General features: G+C 43.3%; 20 protein-coding genes. 16 read left to right on the forward strand and 4 right to left on the reverse strand.

Going from position 1 to position 22,360, the window contains the following annotated elements; all coding sequences use genetic code 11:
* The first annotated feature begins 2 nt into the window (after window positions 1–2).
* The 4 genes from ACSYSR_RS05095 (at window position 3) to uvrA (ending at window position 7,496) form a co-directional block, all read left to right on the forward strand.
* On the forward strand, window positions 3–263 hold the full coding sequence (locus ACSYSR_RS05095) for a DUF1797 family protein (protein WP_252773586.1): 261 nt from the start codon (window positions 3–5) through the stop codon (window positions 261–263).
* 20 nt (window positions 264–283) lie between these two features.
* Window positions 284–2,398, forward strand: a complete 2,115-nt coding sequence (locus tag ACSYSR_RS05100) for an LTA synthase family protein (protein WP_489815931.1) — start codon at window positions 284–286, stop codon at window positions 2,396–2,398.
* A 112-nt stretch (window positions 2,399–2,510) separates the two neighbouring features.
* The gene (gene uvrB, locus ACSYSR_RS05105; RefSeq protein ID WP_489815930.1) at window positions 2,511–4,520 is read left to right on the forward strand and encodes an excinuclease ABC subunit UvrB; all 2,010 of its coding nucleotides are present in this window, start codon (window positions 2,511–2,513) and stop codon (window positions 4,518–4,520) included.
* Window positions 4,521–4,607: 87 nt separating this feature from the next.
* Window positions 4,608–7,496: an excinuclease ABC subunit UvrA gene (gene uvrA / locus ACSYSR_RS05110; protein WP_489815929.1), complete on the forward strand. Its 2,889-nt coding sequence runs from the start codon at window positions 4,608–4,610 to the stop codon at window positions 7,494–7,496.
* A gap of 84 nt (window positions 7,497–7,580) precedes the next feature.
* On the opposite strand, the gene ACSYSR_RS05115 is transcribed toward uvrA, so the two are convergent.
* Both ACSYSR_RS05115 and ACSYSR_RS05120 read right to left on the reverse strand, forming a co-directional pair.
* The gene (locus ACSYSR_RS05115; RefSeq protein ID WP_252773590.1) at window positions 7,581–8,543 is read right to left on the reverse strand and encodes a thymidylate synthase; all 963 of its coding nucleotides are present in this window, start codon (window positions 8,541–8,543) and stop codon (window positions 7,581–7,583) included.
* Window positions 8,544–8,621: 78 nt separating this feature from the next.
* Window positions 8,622–9,101: a deoxycytidylate deaminase gene (locus ACSYSR_RS05120; protein ID WP_252773591.1), complete on the reverse strand. Its 480-nt coding sequence runs from the start codon at window positions 9,099–9,101 to the stop codon at window positions 8,622–8,624.
* A gap of 110 nt (window positions 9,102–9,211) precedes the next feature.
* Between ACSYSR_RS05120 and ACSYSR_RS05125 the strand changes: the two genes are divergently transcribed.
* The 12 genes from ACSYSR_RS05125 (at window position 9,212) to ACSYSR_RS05180 (ending at window position 18,948) form a co-directional block, all read left to right on the forward strand.
* Window positions 9,212–10,072, forward strand: coding sequence for a bifunctional 5,10-methylenetetrahydrofolate dehydrogenase/5,10-methenyltetrahydrofolate cyclohydrolase (locus ACSYSR_RS05125; protein WP_252773592.1), 861 nt, complete (start codon window positions 9,212–9,214; stop codon window positions 10,070–10,072).
* Between the two features lie 184 nt (window positions 10,073–10,256).
* Window positions 10,257–11,216 carry an ATPase, T2SS/T4P/T4SS family gene (locus tag ACSYSR_RS05130; protein WP_489815928.1) on the forward strand — a complete coding sequence of 320 codons (960 nt, stop codon included), beginning with the start codon at window positions 10,257–10,259 and terminating at the stop codon, window positions 11,214–11,216.
* Between the two features lie 3 nt (window positions 11,217–11,219).
* On the forward strand, window positions 11,220–12,254 hold the full coding sequence (locus ACSYSR_RS05135; protein WP_489815927.1) for a type II secretion system F family protein: 1,035 nt from the start codon (window positions 11,220–11,222) through the stop codon (window positions 12,252–12,254).
* A 221-nt stretch (window positions 12,255–12,475) separates the two neighbouring features.
* Window positions 12,476–12,799: a competence type IV pilus major pilin ComGC gene (gene comGC, locus ACSYSR_RS05140; protein WP_252774427.1), complete on the forward strand. Its 324-nt coding sequence runs from the start codon at window positions 12,476–12,478 to the stop codon at window positions 12,797–12,799.
* Window positions 12,783–13,181, forward strand: a complete 399-nt coding sequence (locus tag ACSYSR_RS05145) for a hypothetical protein (protein WP_252773595.1) — start codon at window positions 12,783–12,785, stop codon at window positions 13,179–13,181. The genes comGC and ACSYSR_RS05145 overlap by 17 nt, the downstream gene beginning before the upstream one ends.
* Before the next feature lie 34 nt (window positions 13,182–13,215).
* Entirely contained in the window at window positions 13,216–13,416 is a 201-nt protein-coding gene (locus ACSYSR_RS05150; RefSeq protein WP_489815926.1) for a hypothetical protein, read from the forward strand.
* Complete coding sequence (locus tag ACSYSR_RS05155; RefSeq protein WP_252773597.1) at window positions 13,397–13,861, forward strand: hypothetical protein; 465 nt, start codon at window positions 13,397–13,399, stop codon at window positions 13,859–13,861. The genes ACSYSR_RS05150 and ACSYSR_RS05155 overlap by 20 nt, the downstream gene beginning before the upstream one ends.
* Window positions 13,851–14,171 carry a hypothetical protein gene (locus ACSYSR_RS05160; RefSeq protein ID WP_252773598.1) on the forward strand — a complete coding sequence of 107 codons (321 nt, stop codon included), beginning with the start codon at window positions 13,851–13,853 and terminating at the stop codon, window positions 14,169–14,171. Before ACSYSR_RS05155 ends, ACSYSR_RS05160 begins: the two co-directional genes overlap by 11 nt.
* A 37-nt stretch (window positions 14,172–14,208) precedes the next feature.
* A complete protein-coding gene (locus tag ACSYSR_RS05165; RefSeq protein ID WP_489815925.1) occupies window positions 14,209–15,213 on the forward strand; it encodes a class I SAM-dependent methyltransferase in 1,005 nt (334 codons plus the stop codon).
* Between the two features lie 42 nt (window positions 15,214–15,255).
* The gene (locus tag ACSYSR_RS05170) at window positions 15,256–16,488 is read left to right on the forward strand and encodes an acetate/propionate family kinase (protein WP_489815924.1); all 1,233 of its coding nucleotides are present in this window, start codon (window positions 15,256–15,258) and stop codon (window positions 16,486–16,488) included.
* Between the two features lie 171 nt (window positions 16,489–16,659).
* Window positions 16,660–17,877, forward strand: coding sequence for a glycoside hydrolase family 73 protein (locus ACSYSR_RS05175; RefSeq protein WP_252773601.1), 1,218 nt, complete (start codon window positions 16,660–16,662; stop codon window positions 17,875–17,877).
* Window positions 17,878–18,003: 126 nt separating this feature from the next.
* The gene (locus tag ACSYSR_RS05180) at window positions 18,004–18,948 is read left to right on the forward strand and encodes a GRP family sugar transporter (RefSeq protein WP_252773602.1); all 945 of its coding nucleotides are present in this window, start codon (window positions 18,004–18,006) and stop codon (window positions 18,946–18,948) included.
* Window positions 18,949–19,091: 143 nt separating this feature from the next.
* Here the strand turns inward: ACSYSR_RS05180 and greA are convergent, their stop codons facing one another.
* Window positions 19,092–19,583: a transcription elongation factor GreA gene (gene greA / locus ACSYSR_RS05185; RefSeq protein ID WP_252773603.1), complete on the reverse strand. Its 492-nt coding sequence runs from the start codon at window positions 19,581–19,583 to the stop codon at window positions 19,092–19,094.
* 62 nt (window positions 19,584–19,645) lie between these two features.
* Window positions 19,646–22,276 (reverse strand): YfhO family protein, encoded by a 2,631-nt coding sequence (locus tag ACSYSR_RS05190; protein WP_489815923.1) that lies wholly within the window; start codon window positions 22,274–22,276, stop codon window positions 19,646–19,648.
* Between the last annotated feature and the right edge of the window lie 84 nt (window positions 22,277–22,360).

Raw genomic sequence — 22,360 nt, forward strand, 5'->3', positions numbered from 1 at the left:
GAATGGATGAATTAGCCAGTAAAAGTGTTTTAACAACGATATTAAACCGGCTCTTTGCCATGGAAAAATCAACGGACCAGCGTTTTCAAGTTCGACGTTTTGATTCTTACGGCTTAGAGGTTTTAAAGGTAACCCTTGATCAAGAAGACAAGGTTTGGACAATCGAAGAACACCGGCGCAATAAGCAATATAAATTTGATGATGTTGATTTGGTTGCCATCGAGATTTACGATGTCCTCTTCGATATTCAACATACCTTTTAAGTTTTGTGAGGAAAACCAATATGTTAGCTCGTCTTAAAAATGAATTCAAGCCAAAAAAACTCTGGCAAAAGATGAAGAATACTAAGGACTTTTGGACTAGTATTAGTGGTTTTTTTGTTTTGAACCTTTTTTTTGTGTGGTTAAAGACTTATATTAATTACCACATCAATTTTTCTTTGGGTGCCCAAGGACCAATTCAGGATTTCTTGCTGTTCTTGAATCCAATCCCAACGGCCATTATTTTGCTCGGGATTGCACTCTATTTTCGCGGGAAAGTGGCTTATATTCTAGCCTGGGTGATGAACTTAATTCAGACCCTTTGGCTCTTTGCTAATATCCTTTATTACCGTGAGTTTTCTGATTTCTTATCCTTTGGGATTATGGGATCTGGTTCATCAACGGGAAATAACCTGGGCAAGTCAATTGCAGCCATTATTCGCCCAACGGATTTCTTAGTCTATGTTGACTTGATTGTGATGGCCGTCCTCTTACTCTTTAAGTTTTGGCCGATTGATAAGCAAGCGATTCAAAAACGTTATGCGATTTTGACAACTATTTTAGGAATTGTCTTGATGTTGGTCGATTTCGGTGTAGCTTCGGTTGACCGATCGGGCTTGTTGACGCGCTCATTTGATAACAACTATATTGTCAAGTACTTAGGCTTAAATGAATACGCTGCCTTTAATGCCTGGCAGACCAATAATCAAACGAAATCTCGTAAAGAAGCCAGTGCCGCTGATTTACAAAAGGTTCAAGATTTCTTGAAGCAAAATTCAGTGCCGGCCAATATTTCATACACTGGAACCGAAAAGGGGAAGAATGTCTTCGTCATTCACCTTGAGTCTTTCCAGCAATTTTTGATTGATTACAAGGTTGATGGTCGCGAAGTAACACCAAACTTAAACGCCTTCTACCACGATCAAAATACCCTTTCGTTTGATAACTTCTACAACCAAGTTGGACAAGGAAAGACATCTGATGCTGAAATGATGCAGGAAAATTCCTTGTACGGACTTTCAACCGGATCAGCAATGACCAAGTACGGTTCCAGCAATACCTTTGAGGCGACACCGGCCATTCTAGGCCAACAGGGCTATACTTCTGCCGCCTTTCATGGTGATGTGCCAACCTTCTGGAACCGAAACAATACTTATAAGTCCTTTGGCTATAATTATTTCTTCTCAAAGAACTTCTATAAGGATAGCGATAAGCCAAGTTATAACGTTGGTTATGGAATGAAGGATAAGATTTTCTTGAAGGATACTGCTCAATATATCGAACAGTTACCACAGCCATTCTATGCCAAGTTAATTACGGTGACGAATCACTACCCATATGAAATTGATAAGGAAGATACTGATTTCCCAGCTACAAAGACTGGTGATACTACAGTTGATGGTTATGTTCAAACAGCGCACTATCTTGATCAGGCTTTTGGTGAACTGATGGCTTATCTCAAGCAGGCTGGCTTGTACGATAACTCTGTCTTTGTTTTGTACGGTGACCATTATGGTATTTCTGAAAATCATAAGCCTGCCATTGCGAAATTATTGGGTAAGACTTCTGTTAGCGATTACGACTTGGCCCAATTCCAAAAAGTGCCATTCATGATTCATGCAACTGGCTTGCAGGGTGGAATCAACGATACCTACGGTGGTGAAATCGATATGATGCCAACTTTGATGAACCTTTTGGGGGTTTCAACAGAAGGGATGACCATGTTCGGTCACGATTTGTTGTCAACTCAGAATCCACAAATTGTTGCTTTCCGTGATGGTGATTGGACGACACCAACTTATACAAAGTATAAGAACCAGTACTTCGATAGTAAGACTGGTCAGAAATTGTCAATCGATAATAATCCAGCGTTAAAGGCAACGGCGCAGCGAGTGCAATCATACGTTGATGAATCGCTATCAAATTCGGATAAGGTAATTACAGGTGATTTGCTTCGCTTTGATAAGAACCGTTGGAATTTCCACCAAATTGATAAAAAATCGTATGACTATACGAAGGCCAATACCTTGAAAGCATTGAAGGCGAGTCAGTCGTCGAGTCCAACTTCGATTTTAGCCTTACGTAACGGCCAATCGACTGTAGCGGATTATAAGACTGATGCACCAGAGTTGAAATAAAAAACAAAACAAGAAAACGGACACGTTCAAGTGATAGAACATGTGTTCGTTTTTTGTTATATTTGTTATAATATTCCTGAATGATTTTTTTACCAGGCGAGGAGGATTTATCTTGATTACACCGCAAAAAGATCAAAGCTTTGAAGTCGTTTCAAAGTACCAACCGACTGGTGATCAGCCGAAAGCGATTGATAAACTCGTGAAGGGTTTAAAAAATGGCGTCAAGGAGCAAATTTTGCTCGGGGCAACGGGAACTGGGAAAACATTTACAATTTCCAATGTGATTGCTCAAAACAATAAGCCCACCTTGGTCCTGTCACACAACAAGACCCTGGCTGGTCAGCTCTATTCAGAATTAAAGGAATTCTTCCCACATAATGCGGTTGAATACTTTGTTTCTTATTATGATTACTACCAGCCAGAGGCTTATGTTCCTTCTTCAGATACCTTTATTGAGAAGGATTCCGCGATTAATGACGAAATTGACCAATTGCGTAATTCGGCAACCGCTTCACTTTTTGAGCGTAATGATACGATTGTTGTTGCTTCAGTCTCGTCAATCTTTGGTTTGGGTGACCCGCACCAGTACCAAAACCACGTGATTTCCTTGCGGGTCGGTAACGAATATGGTCGCAATCAATTGATGCGCGACCTGGTTGACATTCAATTTACTCGAAACGATATTGACTTTCAGCGTGGAACTTTCCGGGTGCGCGGCGATGTGATTGAAATTTTCCCGGCCTCCCAGGATGAGCTGGCCATGCGAGTTGAGTTCTTTGGCGATGAAATTGACCGCATTCGACAAATCTCAGCCTTGACGGGTCAAGTTGTTTCTGAACGCGACCATGTGGCGATTTTTCCGGCTAAACACTTTATGACTGATGATGAACGGATGAAGGCAGCCCTGATTGGTATTCGCCAGGAAATGGAAGACCAGGTAAAGAAATTTGAAAAAGAAGGAAAACTTCTTGAAGCCCAAAGGATTAAGCAACGAACCGAATATGACCTCGCCATGTTGAATGAAATGGGCTTTACTTCTGGAATTGAAAATTATTCGCGCTGGATGGACGGACGCAAAGAAGGGGAACCACCATTTACCCTTCTTGACTTCTTTCCCGATGATTTTTTGCTTGTTGTCGATGAAAGTCACGTGACGATGCCACAGGTGCGCGGAATGTACAATGGTGACCGTGCTCGAAAGCAAACTTTGGTTGATTATGGTTTCCGTCTCCCTTCAGCATTAGATAACCGTCCTCTGCAATTACCAGAGTTTGAAAAACATGTTAATCAAATCATTTATATGTCGGCCACGCCAGGTGATTACGAACTTTCTCGGGTACCCAAACGTGACATTGTTGAGCAAATTATCCGGCCAACCGGCTTGCTCGATCCGGAGATTGAAGTCCGCCCAGTGATGGGGCAGATCGACGACTTAGTCGGTGAAATTAACCTGCGGGTAGAACGCAATGAGCGCGTCTTTATTACAACGCTGACAAAGCGGATGTCAGAGGATTTGACGGACTATTTGAAGGACGTTGGTATTAAAGTAGCTTACCTGCATTCCGATATTAAGACGCTTGAACGAACGGCCATTATCCGTGATTTGCGTTTGGGAAAGTACGATGTGCTCGTCGGTATTAACTTGTTACGTGAAGGAATTGATGTCCCCGAAACCTCTTTGGTAGCCATTTTGGATGCTGATAAAGAAGGTTTCTTGCGTAATCCTCGCTCGTTGATTCAAACAATTGGTCGGGCTGCACGAAATGCAAACGGCCACGTGATTATGTATGCCGATAAGGTGACAAGGGCAATGCAGGAGGCGATGGATGAAACGGCTCGTCGTCGTGACATTCAGATGGCTTATAACAAGGAACATGGCATCACGCCACAAACAATTAAAAAAGAAATTCGCGACTTAATTAGTGCAAGCAAGGCGGCTGAAGAAGTTGAAGACGTTGACTTGACCCAAGTTGACTTTGCTGATTTGCCAAAGTCAGACCAGACTGAAATTTTGGAAAACCTAACTAGCCAAATGAAGGCTGCAGCCAAGGGCTTAGACTTTGAGACTGCTGCTAAAATTCGCGATAATATTATGAAATTGAGGAAACGGGCCGGCCGGTAAAGGGTTGGTCTCTAGTCACCGCTGTGATAAAACAGGGGTGAACTTGCCAAGCGGGTTTTGGCTCGTTTGACCATGAAAGAGGATTTTATGGCGAAAGATAAAATTGAAATTCGCGGGGCTCGTGCCCATAACTTAAAAAATATTGATGTTGATATTCCCAAGGAATCCCTCACGGTTGTGACTGGCCTATCGGGATCAGGAAAGTCCTCTCTAGCTTTTGATACCCTCTATGCCGAGGGGCAACGACGCTACGTGGAATCATTGTCCGCCTACGCCCGGCAATTTTTGGGACAGATGGATAAGCCTGATGTTGACTCGATTGACGGCCTCTCACCGGCCATTTCCATTGATCAAAAGACAACTTCGAATAATCCACGGTCAACGGTTGGGACAGTAACCGAGATTTCGGATTACTTCCGCCTCTTGTTTGCTCGAGTAGGGAAACCTGACGATCCAAAGGATGGGACGAAAATTCTCCATTCGATCGATCAAATGGTCGAATACGCTCAAAAAGCGTTACCTGAGGGGACCCGTCTGCAGGTTTTTGCACCGATTATTAAACACAAGAAGGGCACCCATGAAAAGGCCTTTGCTCAGATGCAAAAGCAGGGTTATTTACGGGCTCGCATTGATGGTGAAATTGTCGAACTTGATACAGTTGATGACCTTGCTTTGGAACGCAACCGCTTCCATGATATTGATGTTTTGGTGGATCGAATTGTGTTGCGGGCTGATGCTCGGTCGCGCCTTTTTGATTCAATTGAAGCAGCGACGAACCTAGCGGGGGGATTAGTCGTTTTGGAACCAGTTGGCCGTGGTGATGAGGAGGTTCCCGCGCCATTGAGGTTCTCAGACCACTATTTGGGTGACCTGAAAGATTTTAAGGTTGGCCGGTTGGAACCGCGACTCTTTTCTTTCAACGCACCAATGGGAGCTTGCCCAGTTTGTCAGGGACTGGGGGCAACCCAGGAGGTTGATTTAGACCTCGTTGTGCCTGATGATACCTTGACGCTGAAACAGGGCGCTCTGGCGCCTTGGAACCCAATTTCTTCCAATTACTATCCTGCATTGTTGGAACAGTTCTGTGAACAATTTGGAATTGACCAAAATGTGCCCTTCATGGACTTATCAAAGAAGGACCAAGACCTGATTTTATATGGTTCGGGTGAAAAAGAATTCCATTTCCATTTTCAAAACGATTTTGGTGGCGTTCGTGATGCTGATCAGGTTTTCGAAGGGGTGATGAATAACGTTTCCCGGCGGTATAAGGAAACCAACTCTGACTTTACTCGTGACCAAATGGCCCAGTACATGACGCGATTAACCTGTCCAGCATGTCATGGATACCGGTTAAATCCGGCGGCCTTGTCGATTAAGGTTGGGGGGCGCAATATTGGTGATGTCACTAATTTGCCAGTTGATGAAGAGCTGGCATATTTTGCTAATTTGACCTTTGGTCCCCAAGACCAGGAAATTGCTCAACCAATTTTAAAAGAAATTCAAGATCGACTTGGCTTTTTGCGGTCGGTTGGCCTTGATTATTTGACGCTATCTCGTTCTGCAGCGACATTGTCTGGTGGTGAATCTCAGCGAATTCGTTTAGCAACACAAATTGGATCCAACCTATCTGGAGTTCTTTATGTTTTGGATGAGCCATCGATTGGTTTGCACCAGCGCGATAATGACAAGCTCTTAGCATCAATGCAGTCAATGCGTGATTTGGGCAATACGTTGGTTGTCGTGGAACACGACGAGGATACCATGGAGGCGGCCGACTACCTCATTGATGTCGGCCCTGGTGCTGGGTCACTTGGTGGCCAAATTATGGCTGCTGGAACACCGACCGAGGTCATGCAGAATCCAAAATCTTTGACGGGTCAGTACCTTTCGGGGAAGCGGTATATTCCAGTACCAAAGTCTCGTCGGAAGGGTAATGGAGCAGAAATTGTCATTCGAGGAGCAAAGGAAAATAACCTGAAAAACATTACGGCGAAGTTCCCACTGGGCAAGTTTGTGGCCGTAACGGGGGTTTCTGGATCGGGCAAGTCGACACTCGTCAATACCATTTTAAAACGGGTTTTGAAGCAAAAACTCAACAAGAATTCAAATAAGCCTGGTGCTTACCGCTCGGTTGAAGGAATTGAAAACCTCGAACAAGTAGTTGATATCGACCAATCGCCAATCGGTCGAACGCCACGGTCAAACCCTGCCACTTATACAGGTGTTTTTGACGATATTCGCGAGTTGTTTGCCCAGACAAATGAGGCTAAACTCCGTGGCTATTCTAAGGGACGGTTTTCTTTTAATACGAAGGGTGGCCGTTGTGAAAACTGTCGTGGTGATGGAGTCATCAAGATTGAGATGAACTTTTTACCTGATGTTTACGTAGCCTGTGAGGTCTGTGGTGGTACTCGTTACAATTCTGAAACCTTGGAAGTTACTTATAAGGATAAGACGATTTCTCAAGTTTTGGATATGACCGCTAAGGAAGCCCTCGATTTCTTTGCACCAATTCCAAAAATTGCGCGCCGTTTGCAAACAATTAATGATGTTGGTTTGGGCTATGTAAAATTAGGTCAGTCCGCAACAACCCTATCAGGTGGTGAGGCGCAGCGAATGAAGCTGGCTTCCGAATTACACCGAAGGACAAACGGGAAGACGATTTATATCTTAGATGAACCAACAACTGGCTTGCATACCGATGACATTGCTCGATTGCTAACGGTTTTGAACCGTTTGGTTGATGCCGGCAATACGGTCGTCGTTATCGAGCACAACTTGGACGTAATAAAATCAGCTGACTGGTTGATTGATTTGGGTCCAGAGGGCGGTGCCGGTGGTGGTAAGATTCTGGTCACTGGGACACCGGAAAAGGTTGCGAAAAATACCGAATCTTATACGGCAAAGTATTTGAAAAAAATTATGGACCGGGATATTGCCCGTGAAAAGCGTGATGAAAAATCAGTGCAGCCCTAAAGAACAATAAAAACGGCAGTGACCATCTGCTTTTGATGGTCACTGCCGTTTTGTTTTCTAATAATTGAAAGTGCTTAGCTTGGCTTAAACCGCAACCGCACCACGGATAGCCGGTTCTGATTCATAATCCAAAATTTTAATATCATCCATGGTGTAATCAAAGATTGACTTGACCTCAGGGTTCAGCCAAAGCTTTGGCAATGGATGCATTGGTCGACTAATTTGTTCTTTGACTTGGTCGATGTGGTTCTTGTAGATATGTGTGTCGCCGATGGTGTGGACGAAGTCACCAACTTCCAGACCAGTTTGAGCAGCAATCATGTGAATCAACAGCGAGTAAGAAGCGATATTGAAGGGAACGCCTAAGAAAAAGTCACCTGAGCGTTGGTAAAGTTGTGCGGAGAGCTTACCATCGCTGACGTAGTACTGGGATAAGACATGGCAGGAAGGCAATGGTGCCTGGGGAGTTGTTTCTGCATTCCAGGCAGACAAAATTAAACGCCGAGAGTTCGGATTGTTCTTGATTTGGTCGATTAAGTTGCTAACCTGGTCTGTGGTACCACCTTCGGGCAAAACTGAAGCCCATGACCGCCAGAGCTTACCGTAAACTTCACCGATATAACCGTACTTTTCCATAAAATCATCATCGTTTAAGATTTTGTCGACGAAGATGTCCTTTTGTTCCTGGTAGAGAGCATTGAACTGGGAATCGGTTTGTGACCGCAAGCCAAAATCAGTCATGTCCGGTCCGCTGTACTCGTCAGACTCAATCCAGTTTTTAAAGGCCCATTCGTCCCAGATATGGTTATTGTTTTGCAACAAGAAGCGGATGTTATTATCACCGCGCAAGAACCAGAGCAATTCTGATTTGATCAGCTTGAAGAAAACTTTTTTAGTGGTTAAAAGAGGAAATCCTTCCTGGAGGTCAAAGCGCATCTGTGTCCCAAAGATTGAATAGGTTCCGGTCCCAGTTCGATCATCCTTGTAGTGGCCTTCGTTTAAAATTTTAGCCGCCATATCGAGGTATGTTTGTTCGTTTTGACTCATGATTAGTCCCCTTTAATAAAAAATTATCCTTCTCAGTATAGCAAAAAAGCCAAGAGTACTCCTGGCTTTTTCTTGGGTCTAGTCTTGAATAAATTGAGTGAGGTTAATTTGCTCAGCTGTCTGTTCTTCAAAGGGGACTTGGACTAAGGCAACATTTTTTTCTTCTAAGAGGGACTCGGCAAATTCGTCATTGTGATAGTCGCGCATGAAGTTAATCTTTTTAATGCCGGCTTGAAGCAAGAGTTTTGTACACTGCACGCAGGGAACATCGGTGACATAGACTTCTGATCCTTCAACGGCAATGCCCATCGAGGCGGCCTGCATTAAGGCGTTTTGCTCGGCATGAACGGCTCTAATACAGTGACCATCGACGACATAGTCACCAACTTCCGTACAGTGAGGGGTGCCAGAAACGGCCCCGTTGTAGCCAGAGGCGATAATGCGATGGTCCTTAACAAGGATGGCGCCAACGTGACGTCTAGTGCAAGTTGACCGGGTGGACAGGATGGCGGCTTGTGCGATAAAGTATTGATCCCAAGAAATACGGTTGTCAGACATGAAAAAAATTACCTTTCTGTAAACAAAAAACGGTTTTATTCTGATAAAATTGTCTTACAAAGATATTTTATAATAAAACGTTCGGAAAATCAGGAGCAAGGAGAAACGTAATGGCAACTATTTTAGACGGAAAGGCCCTCTCGAAGGACCTCAAAATCGCACTGGCGGACAAGGTCAAGGAATCGGGGTTGAGTCCAAAGTTAGCGGTTGTTTTCGATCCAAAAAATGATGGATCACGTCTCTATGTTGGCATGAAGCAACGAGCAGCAGCCAAGGTTGGTATTGCCACTGAGGATATTGCGGTTGCTGACGATGTGACAACAGAAGCCGTCTTAAAGATTGTAGCAGATTTGAACGCAGATCCAAGTGTAACTGGTATTTTGGTTCAAGCGCCATTGCCAAAAACTGTCAATGACCAACAGGTTTTCTCAGCCATCGCCCCTGAAAAGGATGTTGATGGATTAGGGGCCTTCAACCAAGGGATGCTCTTTGGTGACCAACCTGGCGAATACGCTGTGGCTGCCACTCCACAAGGAGTGATGACGCTGTTGAGGCATTATGACATTGATTTACATGGCAAGAAGGCTGTTGTTGTTGGCCGGTCTCAGCTTTTTGGTCGACCAATGGCTGCTTTGTTAAACAACGCGAACGCAACGGTAACGATGGCTCACCGTTACACCCCACGTGAAATGCTTTTGGATTCCCTCCAAAATGCGGATATTGTGGTCGTTGGGGTTGGGATTGCCAACTTTATTACCGGTGACCAAATTAAAGATGGTGCTGTTTTGGTTGATGTCGGGATGAACGTCGTCGACGGGAAGACCACGGGTGATATCGAATTTGCCTCAGCCGAAAAGAAGGCTTCTTTCATTACGCCAGTGCCAGGTGGTGTTGGTCCGATGACCATCGCTACTCTGTTGGAAAATACTTTTGCAGCCGCTCTGAACCAAGCAAAAAGCAGTAAGAATTAATTATGTTTATCTAAAAGATCGAATTCATTGGATTCGGTCTTTTTTGTTTACAAAAAGGTTCCTTGCCTAACCTGCTCGAGCGGACAAGGAATGATGGAAAATTGGCCACGTCAACAGCTTTTTTGGTTGAGCAATTTTTTACTGAACTGGTCGTCTTATTCACTAGCAACGAAGGGAGGACACCATGATCAAGAAAATGGCCAATTGGCCAGAACATGAACGGGCAGACCCCGCGGATTGGATTCAAGCCGTTTTAACCTGGGGACAGACGAAAAAGGTAGCTGATTTTTATTTTTTACCAGCAGAGGGCAATGATTATCAGGTTCGTGGGCAAATTCTGGGCGTAGTCAGAACCCTCGCAGTGATGCAAGCGGACTTTGGGAAACGGGTTTTGGCCGTGATTAAGTACCGGGCAGGTTTAAATTTGGCTGAAAGTCGACGTCCACAATTGGGCCGTTTTGATTTTGGCCGGGGCTTTGTCCGTGTCTCAACCGTTGGCGACTTTTTGGGACAAGAGAGTGCCGTTTTACGGCTAATTTATCCTAATCTAGCGCAAAATCGCTGGTTTGACCCAGCTGTATTTGAAGATTTAGTAGCTGAAAAAATCACTGCGGGTCTCTATCTGGTCGCCGGCCCCACTGGATCAGGCAAAACCAGTACCCTTTATCGTTTGTTGGCAGCTTGGTCACCAGGGAAAGTCGTTTTAACAGTCGAAGATCCAGTTGAAATTTATCAGCCAGCCTTTTTGCAATTACAAGTTAACGAACAGGCTGGGATCGATTACCAATCCTTAATTAAGGTGGCTTTGCGCCATCGGCCGGACTTATTGGTGATTGGTGAGATTCGTGATGCTAAAACTGCTCAGGCTGCCCTGCAAGCGGCCTTAGCCGGTCATTTGGTTTTAAGCACTCTGCATGCTAATTCGGAGCTTGCTGTTTTCGATCGTTTGTTAAACCTCGGTCTTGACCATCAATTACTGAATCAAGCCTTGGTCAAAACGATTTATCAGCGTTTGCTCCCGGGATTAGATGGTCAGTTAGGTGTTGTTTGCGGGGTGGTTAATTGGAGGGCAGGTGAAGTGATTCGTCATCTCTCCTATGCAGAAAATTTAAAGCGCTATCAACAAGAAAATCAGGAGGTTTAATCGATGCGTAGAAAACGAAAAAATCGCTTTGCCGAAAGTGACCAAGTTCTTTTCTTAGCCGAACTTGGGGAGTTGACGGCATCTGGTTATGCCTTATCACTGAGTCTCGATGTTTTAGCGAGTGCACATCCAAGCTGGCAGAAACGGCTATTGACCATCCGAGGCCAGTTGGAACATGGTCATCCATTAGCTACTAGTTTGGGAATGGTTTTAACTCCTTCGATTGGAATTTATCTTGATTTGGGGCAGTCGCATGGTAATTTTGACCAAACGCTGATAGCGTTAGCGAGCAACTTTGATCATGTGTTGCGCTATAAGCAAAGGCTCCGTCAAATTTTAACTTATCCGGTGATTTTATTGGTCTTTTTGCTATCCCTGGTGGTGGGGATGGAGACGTATCTTTATCCGATTTTTCATGCCTTGTCGGCTGGGCAAGAGGGAAGCCAGGGCACAGGCAGCAATCCTGCTCTCTTTTCTTTGCATGTTTTAGTCTTTTTCTTTGTGTTTTTTTTAGCCATGATGGTTGTCCTGCTTTTTTGGCTGAAGCATTTATCACCACTGCAACGAATCCAAGTTTTCACTCGAGTGCCCTTTTTAGGGACACTCGTGCAGACACTCTTAACTTATTTGTTAGCGGAGCATCTTGGGATTTTGTTGTTAGCAGGACACACGTTGCCAAATGTGATTGACCGTTTTGCTGCTTTAGCCACTAAGAAAAATGGCTTAGTTGTGGCCATTGCTAAACGGGCCCAAGAAGCCGTGCAGAGTGGCCAGACTTTGCAAAGCTGGATTAATGAGCAGGGCTATTTGAAAAAGTCACTAGCAACTTATTTAGACAGAGGGTTTACTGGACCGATACTTGGTACCTACTTGACTTATTATGCTAAGAGCGAATTTCAACGGTTTGATCGCCAAACTAGTCAATTATTGGGTCTAATTCAGCCGCTCTTTTTTGCCCTGATTGGGCTAACTATTGTTTTGTTATACCTCGCAATGCTATTACCGCTGTATAAAAATTTAGGAGGAATGTCGCTATGACGCACACACTGGACCTTGCTAAGCACGCACAAACTCGAATTGGGGGACAATCTCGGTTTTCAGGAAGACCGCGAAATGGCTGTCGCTATCAAAACTTTCCGTTTAATCAAGTACGGCCCATTCATGCTTGTAACCCAAAGACTATTTGTCAACCCTATAAACGCTTTTGGCTGAAACGGGACCATCGTAAAATTAGTCAATCAAAGGCTTGCTATGCTGCAATTCGTGCTAAAAACCGACGAGTACTAACGAAACAAAAAGGATTCACGTTGATTGAAGCGACGGTTGTGCTCTTTATTATCGGTCTGTTGATGTTGCTGATTTTGCCAAACTTAACGCAACAACGCGATAAGGCGCAGCAAACTCATGCAAAGGCAATGGTCGCTACTGTACAGACACAGGTTGATTTGTACGTTAATGACCACCCAGAAAAGAAACAGGTCACAATGGCTGATTTAGCAAAGGAAAACTACCTGACCAAGGAACAGCTTGAAAAAGTTAAGGCACTGAAAATTGTAATTGCAGGTCATGAAGCTAAAATTTAAATCGTTTACCTTGGTCGAATCCGTGATTGCCCTAAGTCTGGTATCACTTTTGCTCGGACTTGGGTTGGCCTTACGACCGAAGCAAAATCAGCAGAGTTTTGAAGATTTTCAACAGCAATTTGCTGCCTATTTTCAACGAGCCCGTCTATTAGCACAAGCACAAGAGATTGAAAGTGTTCTCAATTTTCAATCAGACCGCTTGGTGATTGGTCAAGAAGTGCTTTTTTATCCAGACAACAGCAAAATTGGTCAAACAACAAAAGTCGTGATTAAGCCCAGTGGCTATGTGGCCCCAGGTCATATTTCCTGGTCTCAGGGGCAAGTAACCTGGCGTCTTATTTTTCAATTTGGAGGTGGTACCTATCGTTTTGAGAAAGTTTAGCAAATCGTCAGGGTTTGTCCTCGTTGAGGGAATCATGGCACTGACGTTAATGACAGGTGTCGTCGTTTTTGAACTAGAAACATTGCACAATTATCAGCAAAAGCAGCAGGAATTAATTTTGCAAAATCAGGTGGCCAATCAAGAAAAAAGAAAAGCATTAGAGAGATGGCAATCTTTTGTTGACCAAAGACAAAAACGGAAGGAAGAGGGCAATCATGACGGTCATTGCCAGTAAAAATAACCAAAGTAGCTTTACTATGGTAGAAGCAATCATGGCCCTGGCGGTGGCCGCAATGGTCTTTGAAGCGTTAATGGTCATTTTGCCACAAAGGAAGAAGGGGCAGACACAAGATTTATCGACTGATGTTCAGGCAGCTTTAACCCAGTTAGGTCGGCAACACTATCAATTGGATCAAGTTCAAACTCGTGAAATTCATTTGAGGAAAACTAGTGGTAAGCCGGTAACGTTGAGAGTTTTCAAGAATTATTTAGTTTTGGATGGGCCACATAACGGTCGCGTATTTTTATTACGAGGAATTGACGATTTACGGGTTGAAAATTTTGGAACCTACCAGCGTTTGACTGTTTTGTCTCAGGGACACAAGAAAGCGAGCGGAATCCTCTTTTTACCCAAGACCAAGCAGACTATTGTAAGTAGAGAGGGAAAAGATGGTCAATAACCGACAACGCCAGCATCGAAACCGTCAGCCGGCTTACTTATTGTTACCCACCATTTTGACATTGACACTCATTGGCTTGATGTTTTTTTTACAAACAAAAATTTTTCACCAAAAGCTGCATACGCAATTATTGCTGCTGAAAATAACGACTATCGATACGAAACAAATTGAAGCATCACGATTGTTTTGCCAAGATAACCAACAATTTGGCCAAATTCAGGGTGATTCTTGGGTAATTGAGCCGGAGAAAAGGCAGATTAAAATTACTTCGAAAAATCAGGATTACTATCGGCCACTTTTAACCCCTTAGCCTTGTCTAGACCAGCAAAAAGGGCTAGAATAAGACCATGATAAATCGACAAATTCCTGCATATTTTGAAAAAATTGATCGAGCCGTCATGACGGTGAAAGATCAAGAAAAAACTACCAATCGAGTAGCCCTTGTAATGGCTTTAGAGAGGCTGAATAAAAAAGAAATTCTTAGCTCCGACCATGACCAATTAGCTGCTGATTCTAAAAAGGCATTACAGTCGTTAGATGAAGTTGACTGGACAAGCTTGCCTTTTAGCGACCGACGGAACATCTTGCAACTTTTGGTTCTGAAAGCTGATCGAGAGGATAAGTTACCAGCTAACCTTCAGTTAACCCCAGATGGGATTGGTTATCTCTTGGGCGAGCTGATTTACCAAACAGCTAACCCTAATGAACAAACGAGTATCACGGACATGGTCGTTGGCACCGGCAACCTGCTATGGACAATCGTTGAAAGCTTTAGTCGCCATGGCCTTTCGGCTACCGACTCAACCGGCATTGATAACGATGAGAGTCAGCTTGCTTTGGCCAGTGAATTAGCGACCGCACTGCAAGAAGATCCAACACTGCTTTTTGGGGATGTTATTAGCTTGGCAAAAGAGAAAATCGCACCAGCTGATGTTGTAATTGGTGACTTACCAATCGGTTACTACCCGCAAGCGGCGCCGGAAAGTTTTGTCACAGCCTTTTCGGAACAAGATGGGAAATCTTATGCTCACTATTTGATGATTGAAAAATCATTAGACTTAGTGAAGGATGATGGCTGGATTTATCTCATTGTGCCAAATGATTTATTAACAGGGTCACGGCATGAGTCTATCTTGAAATTATTCTCAAAAAAGGCTCAATTAAAGGCCTTTTTAACACTGCCAGCTGAGTATTTTCAAAATCAGGAACAGGCGAAAGCTTTCTTGGTTTTGCGGAAGAAAAATGCGCTGCCAAAGCAAGAAGTTTTGATGGGACAGTATCCCTCTGTTAAGGACCAAAAGGCCTTGCAAGAATTTTTGCAAGATATCCGAGCCTGGGGTAAACTAAAGTAAGTTAGAAATGAATTAAAAAATAAAGATAGGTGGATTTTTTTCATGGCAAAGATTATGGCAGTGAATGCCGGTAGTTCTTCATTGAAGTTTCAGCTCTTAGAGATGCCACAAGAGCAAGTAATCGCCCAAGGGTTAATTGAACGAATTGGAATGGATGACGCCATTGTAACGATCAAGTTTGCAGCCAATGATCAAGCGGCTAAAAATGATGACGTTGAGGTATCTGGTGACAAGGCTAAGTTTAAGACTGTTACTGCCATCAAGGACCACCAAGTTGCCATTAACTTGATGCTTGAAAAGTTATCAGAGTTGGATATTATTCAAGACTTTAACGAAATCGTTGGTGTTGGTCATCGCGTTGTTGCTGGTGGTGAATACTTTGATAAGTCTGTTTTGGTTAACGATGATGTCTTAGCTAAAATTGATGAATTGGCTGATTATGCACCATTGCACAACCCAGCAAATGCATTGGGAATTCGTGCCTTCCAAAAGTTATTGCCAAACGCAACTTCTGTTGCCGTCTTTGATACTTCTTTCCATCAGACAATGCCAAAGGTCAACTACCTTTATTCATTGCCTTATGAATACTATGAAAAGTATGGTGCACGTAAGTATGGTGCTCATGGAACTTCACACCGCTACGTTGCTGGCCGCGCTGCTGATATCTTAGGTAAGGATTTGAAGGACTTGAAGTTGATTACCTTGCACCTTGGGGCCGGCGCTTCAATCACGGCTGTTAAGGGTGGTAAGTCATTTGATACATCAATGGGCTTCACACCATTGGCAGGCGTGACGATGGCGACTCGTTCAGGTGATGTGGACGCTTCTTTGGTGAACTTTATTCAAACCAAGGAAAACTTGTCAAATGAAGAAATGTTGACCATTTTGAACAAAAAGTCAGGGTTGCAAGGGATTTCACAGGTCTCAAGTGACATGCGTGACCTTTTGGCTGCTCGTAAGGATAATGAACAGGCTGACTTGGCCATTAAAATCTTTGTTGACCGTGTTGTTCGCTACATTGGTCAGTACATTGCTGAAATGGGTGGTGCTGATGCCCTGGTCTTTACTGCCGGAATTGGTGAAAATGCTGATTGGGTTCGAGAAGAAATTGTTGACCGTCTAGGGTACTTTGGTATTAAGATTGACCAGGATAAGAACACTGGTTGCCGTGAAGAGGCTGATGTTTCAGCTGCCGATGCAAAGATTAAGACACTGGTTGTGCCAACTGATGAAGAGTTGATGATTGCTCGTGATGTGCAAGAATTGATGGCCTAATTGTATAATGACTTAGCCAAAAGAAAACATAATGAGTACAGCGTTATCGCACTCATTATGTTTTTTATTATATTTTCTTAGCAAGGGGAGTATACTAAGAGTTACTGGTTAAATTCCCGTACAAATCGAGTTGACCAGGCGAAATAAGATTGAAGATTGGAAACATTACAAATGGAATTTGAAAAACGTCGGCAATCGTCAAAGAAAACAAAAAAACATAGTTGGCGGTTCCGAATTATCATGATCCTATTCGTTTTGCTATTGGCAGCAGGTGGGGTCTTCTGGTTCAATCGCCAAGGATATCAGGCTAAGAATCCAAATGACACCACGGTAACAATGGTGACAGTCAAGGATAAGGCGAGCGTCAAGCAAATCGGTGCCCAGTTACAAAAAGAGGGGATTATCCGCAACAGTCACTACTTTGTTAGTTATGCAAATAAGTATGGGGCTAAGAATATTGCGGGTGGCACTTATCCGTTGTCACAGGTTCAAGATATCGCTGAGATTTATCAAGAATTAACAGAGGGTTCTGGAGCTGAACCGGTCTTGTCTTCTGACTATACCTTTATTTCAAATACGAAGACAGCAGATCAGACAGCACAAACGATTGCTGATGCCGCTGGTGTATCAAAGTCTGATTTATTGGCTGCCTATAGTGATAGTGATTTGATGGCGCAGGCTAAGAAGGAATATCCACAGTTATTCTTAAACGCCAAGAGCGACCAAACTTTGTATGATTTCGTTTACCCAGGAATCTATCGTTTCAAGAAAGAAAAGTCGGCTAAAGACTTGGTCATGACCATGTTGAAACAGACGAATAAGACCTTAAAGCCGTACTATGCCCAGTTGAAGGCCAATAAAATTCCAGCATCAACTGCTATTTTACTGGCAGAAAATGGTGGTAAGAAAGAATTTGATCGTCGTTTAGCCTTTATTAAAAAGATTGCGCCATACAGCCAGAATCTGCAATCCCAGTATGGGATCTTGGCATCAATTTCAATCGCTCAGGCCATCCATGAATCAAACTGGGACGATTCTGCGTTGTCATCAAAGTATAATAATTATTATGGTGTGAAGACGGATGATACTACGGCTGGTAAATCAGTCGTTTTGCAGACTCAAGAAGTTGAAAACGGTCAAACGGTGACGAAGAATGCTCGCTTTGCAGTTTATGATTCTTATCAAGATTCGATGAAAGCGCACGCTAAGACAATCGCCAATGGCAATACTTGGAATGCTAACCAATTTGCTGATGTTTTGGCCGCTAAAAATTACAAGGATGCTGCTCAAGCATTGTCAACTGATGGTTATGCTACAGACCCTAGTTATCCAAAGCTGATTATCCAAATTATTGAAAATTGGAACTTAGCTCAGTACGATAAAAATTAACCTTTGAAAGCCTGCTTTGTCAGGCTTTTTATTATTTTTTGAAATTTTTTTGTAAAAAAAGTTGTGTAACCGTTTACATTCGTGTAGAATATAGCTTGTAAGATAAGTGAAAGGAACTTAAACATTATGAACTTTGCAATTTTAATTGCCTTGCTCCCAGCTCTATTCTGGGGTTCAGTTGGGCTTGTATCAACAAAGATGGGCGGATCAGCCTCACAACAAACTTTTGGAATGTCAATCGGAGCATTGATTTTCGGAATGCTGACACTCTTCGGTTTTGTATTGCCACATGGCTTCTACCTTGGTTCTGAAATTTGGGTTGTTGGTATTTTATCAGGATTGGTTTGGGCCATGGGAATGGTTTTCCAGTTTTTGCTCTTCAAAGAAATGGGTGTTTCATTAGGAATGCCTTTGTCAACAGCCGGACAAATTATCATGAACGCCTTGTTGGCTGCCACTCTCTTGGGCGAGTGGGAGAACGCAGCTATGTGGATTGTCGGGGTTATCTCGATTGCCCTAGTTGTGACTGGTGCGACCTTTATTTCAAAGCCAGATAAGACTGCAGCAACGCCTTCAAAAATCGATGCTAAGGGAATCTTCTACTTAGTCATGTCAACTGCGGGCTTCATGCTTTACTTCGTTTTGCCTAACTTTTTGTCAAAGATTGGTTATATCTCAGAAGATATTAAGTCTGCTGGCCATGGCTTGAATTATATGACGGCGATCGTTGGTCCTCAGGCCATTGGTCAGGTTATTGGTTCACTGATTATCGTGCTCTTTGTTTTCCGCGAAGGAAAGCAAATGTTCTCAAAGCCAACTTGGAAGAACTTGTTAACTGGTTTGGTTTGGGCCTTTGGAAATATCTTCATGTTCGTTTCATCTGCTAACCCAGCCGTTGGTCAAACAATTGCCACTGCTTTGTCACAGTTGAGTATCGTAGTTGGTACCTTTGGCGGTATCTACATCCTGCATGAAAAGAAGACTTCTACTCAAATGAAGTTTATCATTGCCGGAACGCTTTTGGTGTTGGTTGGTGCCATCTTGATTGGTAACATTCACTCCTTTTCATAATTCATTAATTGATTACCATCAGCAACATAATATAAATCAAAAAGGCAGGTGCTTCCAAGAAGGGAAGGGCCTGCCTTTTACTTTGCTGATTTTACCTTAATATTAGAAAAAACCACTCAATTTGCTTTGAGTGGTTTTTTGACTTAGTCTTGCTTTGCCTTAACAGACAAGATTTCAACTTGAATTTCAACGTTGTTAGGTAACGGCACCTTGACAGTGTCGCCCTTATGCTTGCCAAGCAAGGCAGCAGCCATTGGTGATTCATTTGAAATTTTACCAGCCATTGGGTCTGCTTCAACAGAACCAACGATGGTATAGGTTTCGGGATCTTCATCTGGCAGTTCCTTGAAGGTTACTTCCTTACCCAACGTTACTTCATCGCTGTCAGAGTTGTCAGCTGAAATGATTTCAGCGTTTTCAATCATCTTGCGAACAGTAACAATCCGTCCTTCAACAAAGGCTTGTTCGTCCTTCGCTGATTGGTATTCAGAGTTTTCAGACAAGTCGCCGTAGGAACGTGCGATTTGAATGCGGTTAGTAATTTCTGGACGTTGCTTGGTGATTAAGTCGTCAAGCTCCGCTTGCAATTTGTCACGACCTGCGGCCGTCATTGGGAATTTTTTTTCTTCCGCCATGGTTCTCTTCCTTTCAGTGCCATGTAGCACAAAAAATACAGCACGTTGAATATATCACGGTCCTAGCCTCGGCGCAAGGTTTCTCGTCGATTCTTTTTAAAGGATGCAGCGGCAGCGATTAAGAGGGCTGTTAGGATTGATAAAAAGAGACCGGGAACTAGCAGCGGTGGTGTATAGCTTAAGGTCAAACGATGTTTACCAGGGCTTGTTGGGATCGCAATCAGACCTTGGAGCACCGTCTTTGTTTTGACCACCTTGCCATCAACCTTGGCCTGCCAACCCGAGGCAGCTGGAATACTAGTCATAATTAAGGGCTGGTCGGCTGTTGTGACAATCGTACCACTAATTTTGCGTGAGTTGGCTTTTTTAATGGTCAGTGAGTGCTGCTTTAGTTTTGCTAGATCCTGGTTAACGGCTTGCTGATCGAAGTAGTAGATGGCAAAGTCGTCAAGGTAACGCGAATCGGCGCCAGCATTTAAGGTAATCGTTAAGATTTGAGTCTGGCCCTGCTTGTGGGTATTGAGATTCAAGGCCACAGTATGGTCATATGAACTTGACTGGGTCAGAAGTTCACCATTTAGTCGGAGGTCGACTGAATCGAGGTTGATTGCACCACCAATATTAAGATAGTAAGAATCATTAGTTGTTGGTGTGTAAGCTAAGGTTAAGACGGCTTTCTGATCTTTATTGACCTTTTGAATTGTCCCACCGGTCAAATCTGCTGTCGTTGTTAGGTTTTCAGTTTTGAGTACTCGGAAAGGCTCTCGGTATAGTAATTGCTGCTTTGATTGACCGGCAAGATTGGCGAGGAGGTTGGCTTGGTTGACTAGGGGATAACGTAGGGATAGTGGGGTAGTCAAGGCTTGATTTGAAGCTGCATAGGCGAGGCTGAGAGCTGTTGGATTCTCTTTTAGCGCCCAATTCTTGCCACTGGCAACGGTTTTTTGTTGATCGTAGTCGGGCCGATTGCTTTGCTTCAAATAAGCAGCACTAGTATTTAGGTGGCCAGTTGTTTTGATAAAGTATTTAAAGGCTAGCAGGGAATCTGTGATGGTCGTTCCATTAACATAGGAAATTTTTGAATCGCCTTCGATTTGGCCGATGTTTTGGTAAAACTTACCTGTAGTGGCAGGGAGCAGGGATGAAAAATGGCTGCCGGCCTTAAAATTAGCCGAAAAGCCATCGTTATTCGTCCGACTGAGGCCCTGGCTAATGCGATACCAAGAATTATCGTGTTGAGTGGCTGCCTTGGAAACCGCTGTGAGTCGAGTGACACCAGCCTCATAGGTGGCCTTTGTTAGATAGGAAAGATTGTTTAACGTTTTACCGGCATTGAAAATCAGGTAACCCGTGGTCACAATCAATAGAAGTAACATCTTCACTTGCTTATCGTCGTCTAGCACAATTAAAATTAGGATTGTTAAAAGATAACCGCAGAGAAAGCCGAGAAGGGCGTTTTTATCTAGGTAAGAAACTTTCAGCAACTGGCTAGAGCCCCAAATTGTCAGCGCTAAAACAGCCACAAGGTAAAAAGTACGGGCGAGCAGGCCGGGCTGCCAAGTTGGTTGAAAACCCTTGGCAGCTAAGACAATTAAAAAGAAAGAAATTAAAAAAGAGAACCGAGCTGGATACCAAACGGGGTACTGTCCGCCATGGAAAAGTAAGATCAATGGCGCAAAGGTCGTTGCCAAAATTAAAATCACTAAGATGAGGCCAGCCATCAATTTCTCGCGAAGTAAAACCTTCTTGCTAGCAAAAAAGGCCCAGAGGGCAATTAAAATTAATGGTGCTACTAAAAAATTAGCTTGACCGGTTTGCATTTGATCAAAATCAAAGGACCCGGGCATTAACTTCAGAAATAATAAGAGCGGGTTATTATCAAATTTGAATAACCAGGTGGAATTGTGGGTCGTTTTCCCCATCTTTAGTTGGGCATAGGTTGGTAGCCAGAGCCAAGCGGTTAACAAAATGCTTAAGAGTCCTGATTTTACCAATGTGAAAATGATTTTTAGCCGATTTTTGTTTTGACTATCAAGGAGGCGAAAGGGCACGTAAAGAAATAAGAAGAGCCCCACCATCCAAGCGATGTAATAGTTGGTGATAATCGTTGCCACCAACATTGCTAAAAAGGCTCCAGAACCATGGTGAGCCAGAAGTCGTTCCAATGAAAGAATCAGCAAAGGGAAAATGGCAGCGGTATCCAGCCACAGCAAGTTTAAATCGTTAGCGATAAACCAGGCTGAGAGCGGGTAATTAATGGCGAAAATTAGAATCCAGTAGCCCGATAACCAATTCATCTTCTTAATTAAAAGCGCCATGGAAAAGCCGGCCAAACCAATTTTTAAAACGGTAACGACTAGAATCCAAATCGGCATGGTCTTCGTTGAGGCGAGTAAGAAGAGTAGGTTAAATGGTGACATTAAATAATAAGACCACTCACCAACCATGTCACCACCAATTCCGGATGAAAAGGAATAAAAAAAGGCAGATGGGTCAGATAGAAGTGTATGCTTAAACTGAATAAAGTAATCCAGGTATTGCTGGCCTAAATCAACCGTTAAAATGGTTGATGAACCAAAGGGGGTCATCCCGCGACCAGCAAAATAAGCAGTCATTAAAATAACTGGAATCAGAAAAGAAAGTGTGACTGGAGAAAAAAGGTATTTTTGAGCGATTTGTCTGTAATTATTCATGCCTCTAGAATAACAAAATTCGGTTGAAATTTAGCGATAAATTCGCTTTTTATGGTAAAGTAGAGAGAATCATAATGAACATAA

It is taken from the genome of Fructobacillus sp. ESL1096, from assembly GCF_058511985.1.

What these genes read in the sequence shown, in the direction of transcription:
- ACSYSR_RS05100 (WP_489815931.1), top strand. Translation starts at nt 284, where the DNA reads ATGTTAGCTCGTCTTAAAAATGAATTCAAGCCAAAAAAACTCTGGCAA.
- ACSYSR_RS05135 (WP_489815927.1), top strand. Translation starts at nt 11,220, where the DNA reads ATGCGTAGAAAACGAAAAAATCGCTTTGCCGAAAGTGACCAAGTTCTT.
- ACSYSR_RS05155 (WP_252773597.1), top strand. Translation starts at nt 13,397, where the DNA reads ATGACGGTCATTGCCAGTAAAAATAACCAAAGTAGCTTTACTATGGTA.
- ACSYSR_RS05165 (WP_489815925.1), top strand. Translation starts at nt 14,209, where the DNA reads ATGATAAATCGACAAATTCCTGCATATTTTGAAAAAATTGATCGAGCC.
- ACSYSR_RS05095 (WP_252773586.1), top strand. Translation starts at nt 3, where the DNA reads ATGGATGAATTAGCCAGTAAAAGTGTTTTAACAACGATATTAAACCGG.
- ACSYSR_RS05145 (WP_252773595.1), top strand. Translation starts at nt 12,783, where the DNA reads ATGAAGCTAAAATTTAAATCGTTTACCTTGGTCGAATCCGTGATTGCC.
- ACSYSR_RS05170 (WP_489815924.1), top strand. Translation starts at nt 15,256, where the DNA reads ATGGCAAAGATTATGGCAGTGAATGCCGGTAGTTCTTCATTGAAGTTT.
- ACSYSR_RS05120 (WP_252773591.1), bottom strand. Translation starts at nt 9,101, where the DNA reads ATGTCTGACAACCGTATTTCTTGGGATCAATACTTTATCGCACAAGCC.
- ACSYSR_RS05115 (WP_252773590.1), bottom strand. Translation starts at nt 8,543, where the DNA reads ATGAGTCAAAACGAACAAACATACCTCGATATGGCGGCTAAAATTTTA.
- ACSYSR_RS05130 (WP_489815928.1), top strand. Translation starts at nt 10,257, where the DNA reads ATGATCAAGAAAATGGCCAATTGGCCAGAACATGAACGGGCAGACCCC.
- ACSYSR_RS05190 (WP_489815923.1), bottom strand. Translation starts at nt 22,276, where the DNA reads ATGAATAATTACAGACAAATCGCTCAAAAATACCTTTTTTCTCCAGTC.
- uvrA (WP_489815929.1), top strand. Translation starts at nt 4,608, where the DNA reads ATGGCGAAAGATAAAATTGAAATTCGCGGGGCTCGTGCCCATAACTTA.
- ACSYSR_RS05125 (WP_252773592.1), top strand. Translation starts at nt 9,212, where the DNA reads ATGGCAACTATTTTAGACGGAAAGGCCCTCTCGAAGGACCTCAAAATC.
- greA (WP_252773603.1), bottom strand. Translation starts at nt 19,583, where the DNA reads ATGGCGGAAGAAAAAAAATTCCCAATGACGGCCGCAGGTCGTGACAAA.
- ACSYSR_RS05175 (WP_252773601.1), top strand. Translation starts at nt 16,660, where the DNA reads ATGGAATTTGAAAAACGTCGGCAATCGTCAAAGAAAACAAAAAAACAT.
- ACSYSR_RS05180 (WP_252773602.1), top strand. Translation starts at nt 18,004, where the DNA reads ATGAACTTTGCAATTTTAATTGCCTTGCTCCCAGCTCTATTCTGGGGT.
- ACSYSR_RS05150 (WP_489815926.1), top strand. Translation starts at nt 13,216, where the DNA reads ATGGCACTGACGTTAATGACAGGTGTCGTCGTTTTTGAACTAGAAACA.
- ACSYSR_RS05160 (WP_252773598.1), top strand. Translation starts at nt 13,851, where the DNA reads ATGGTCAATAACCGACAACGCCAGCATCGAAACCGTCAGCCGGCTTAC.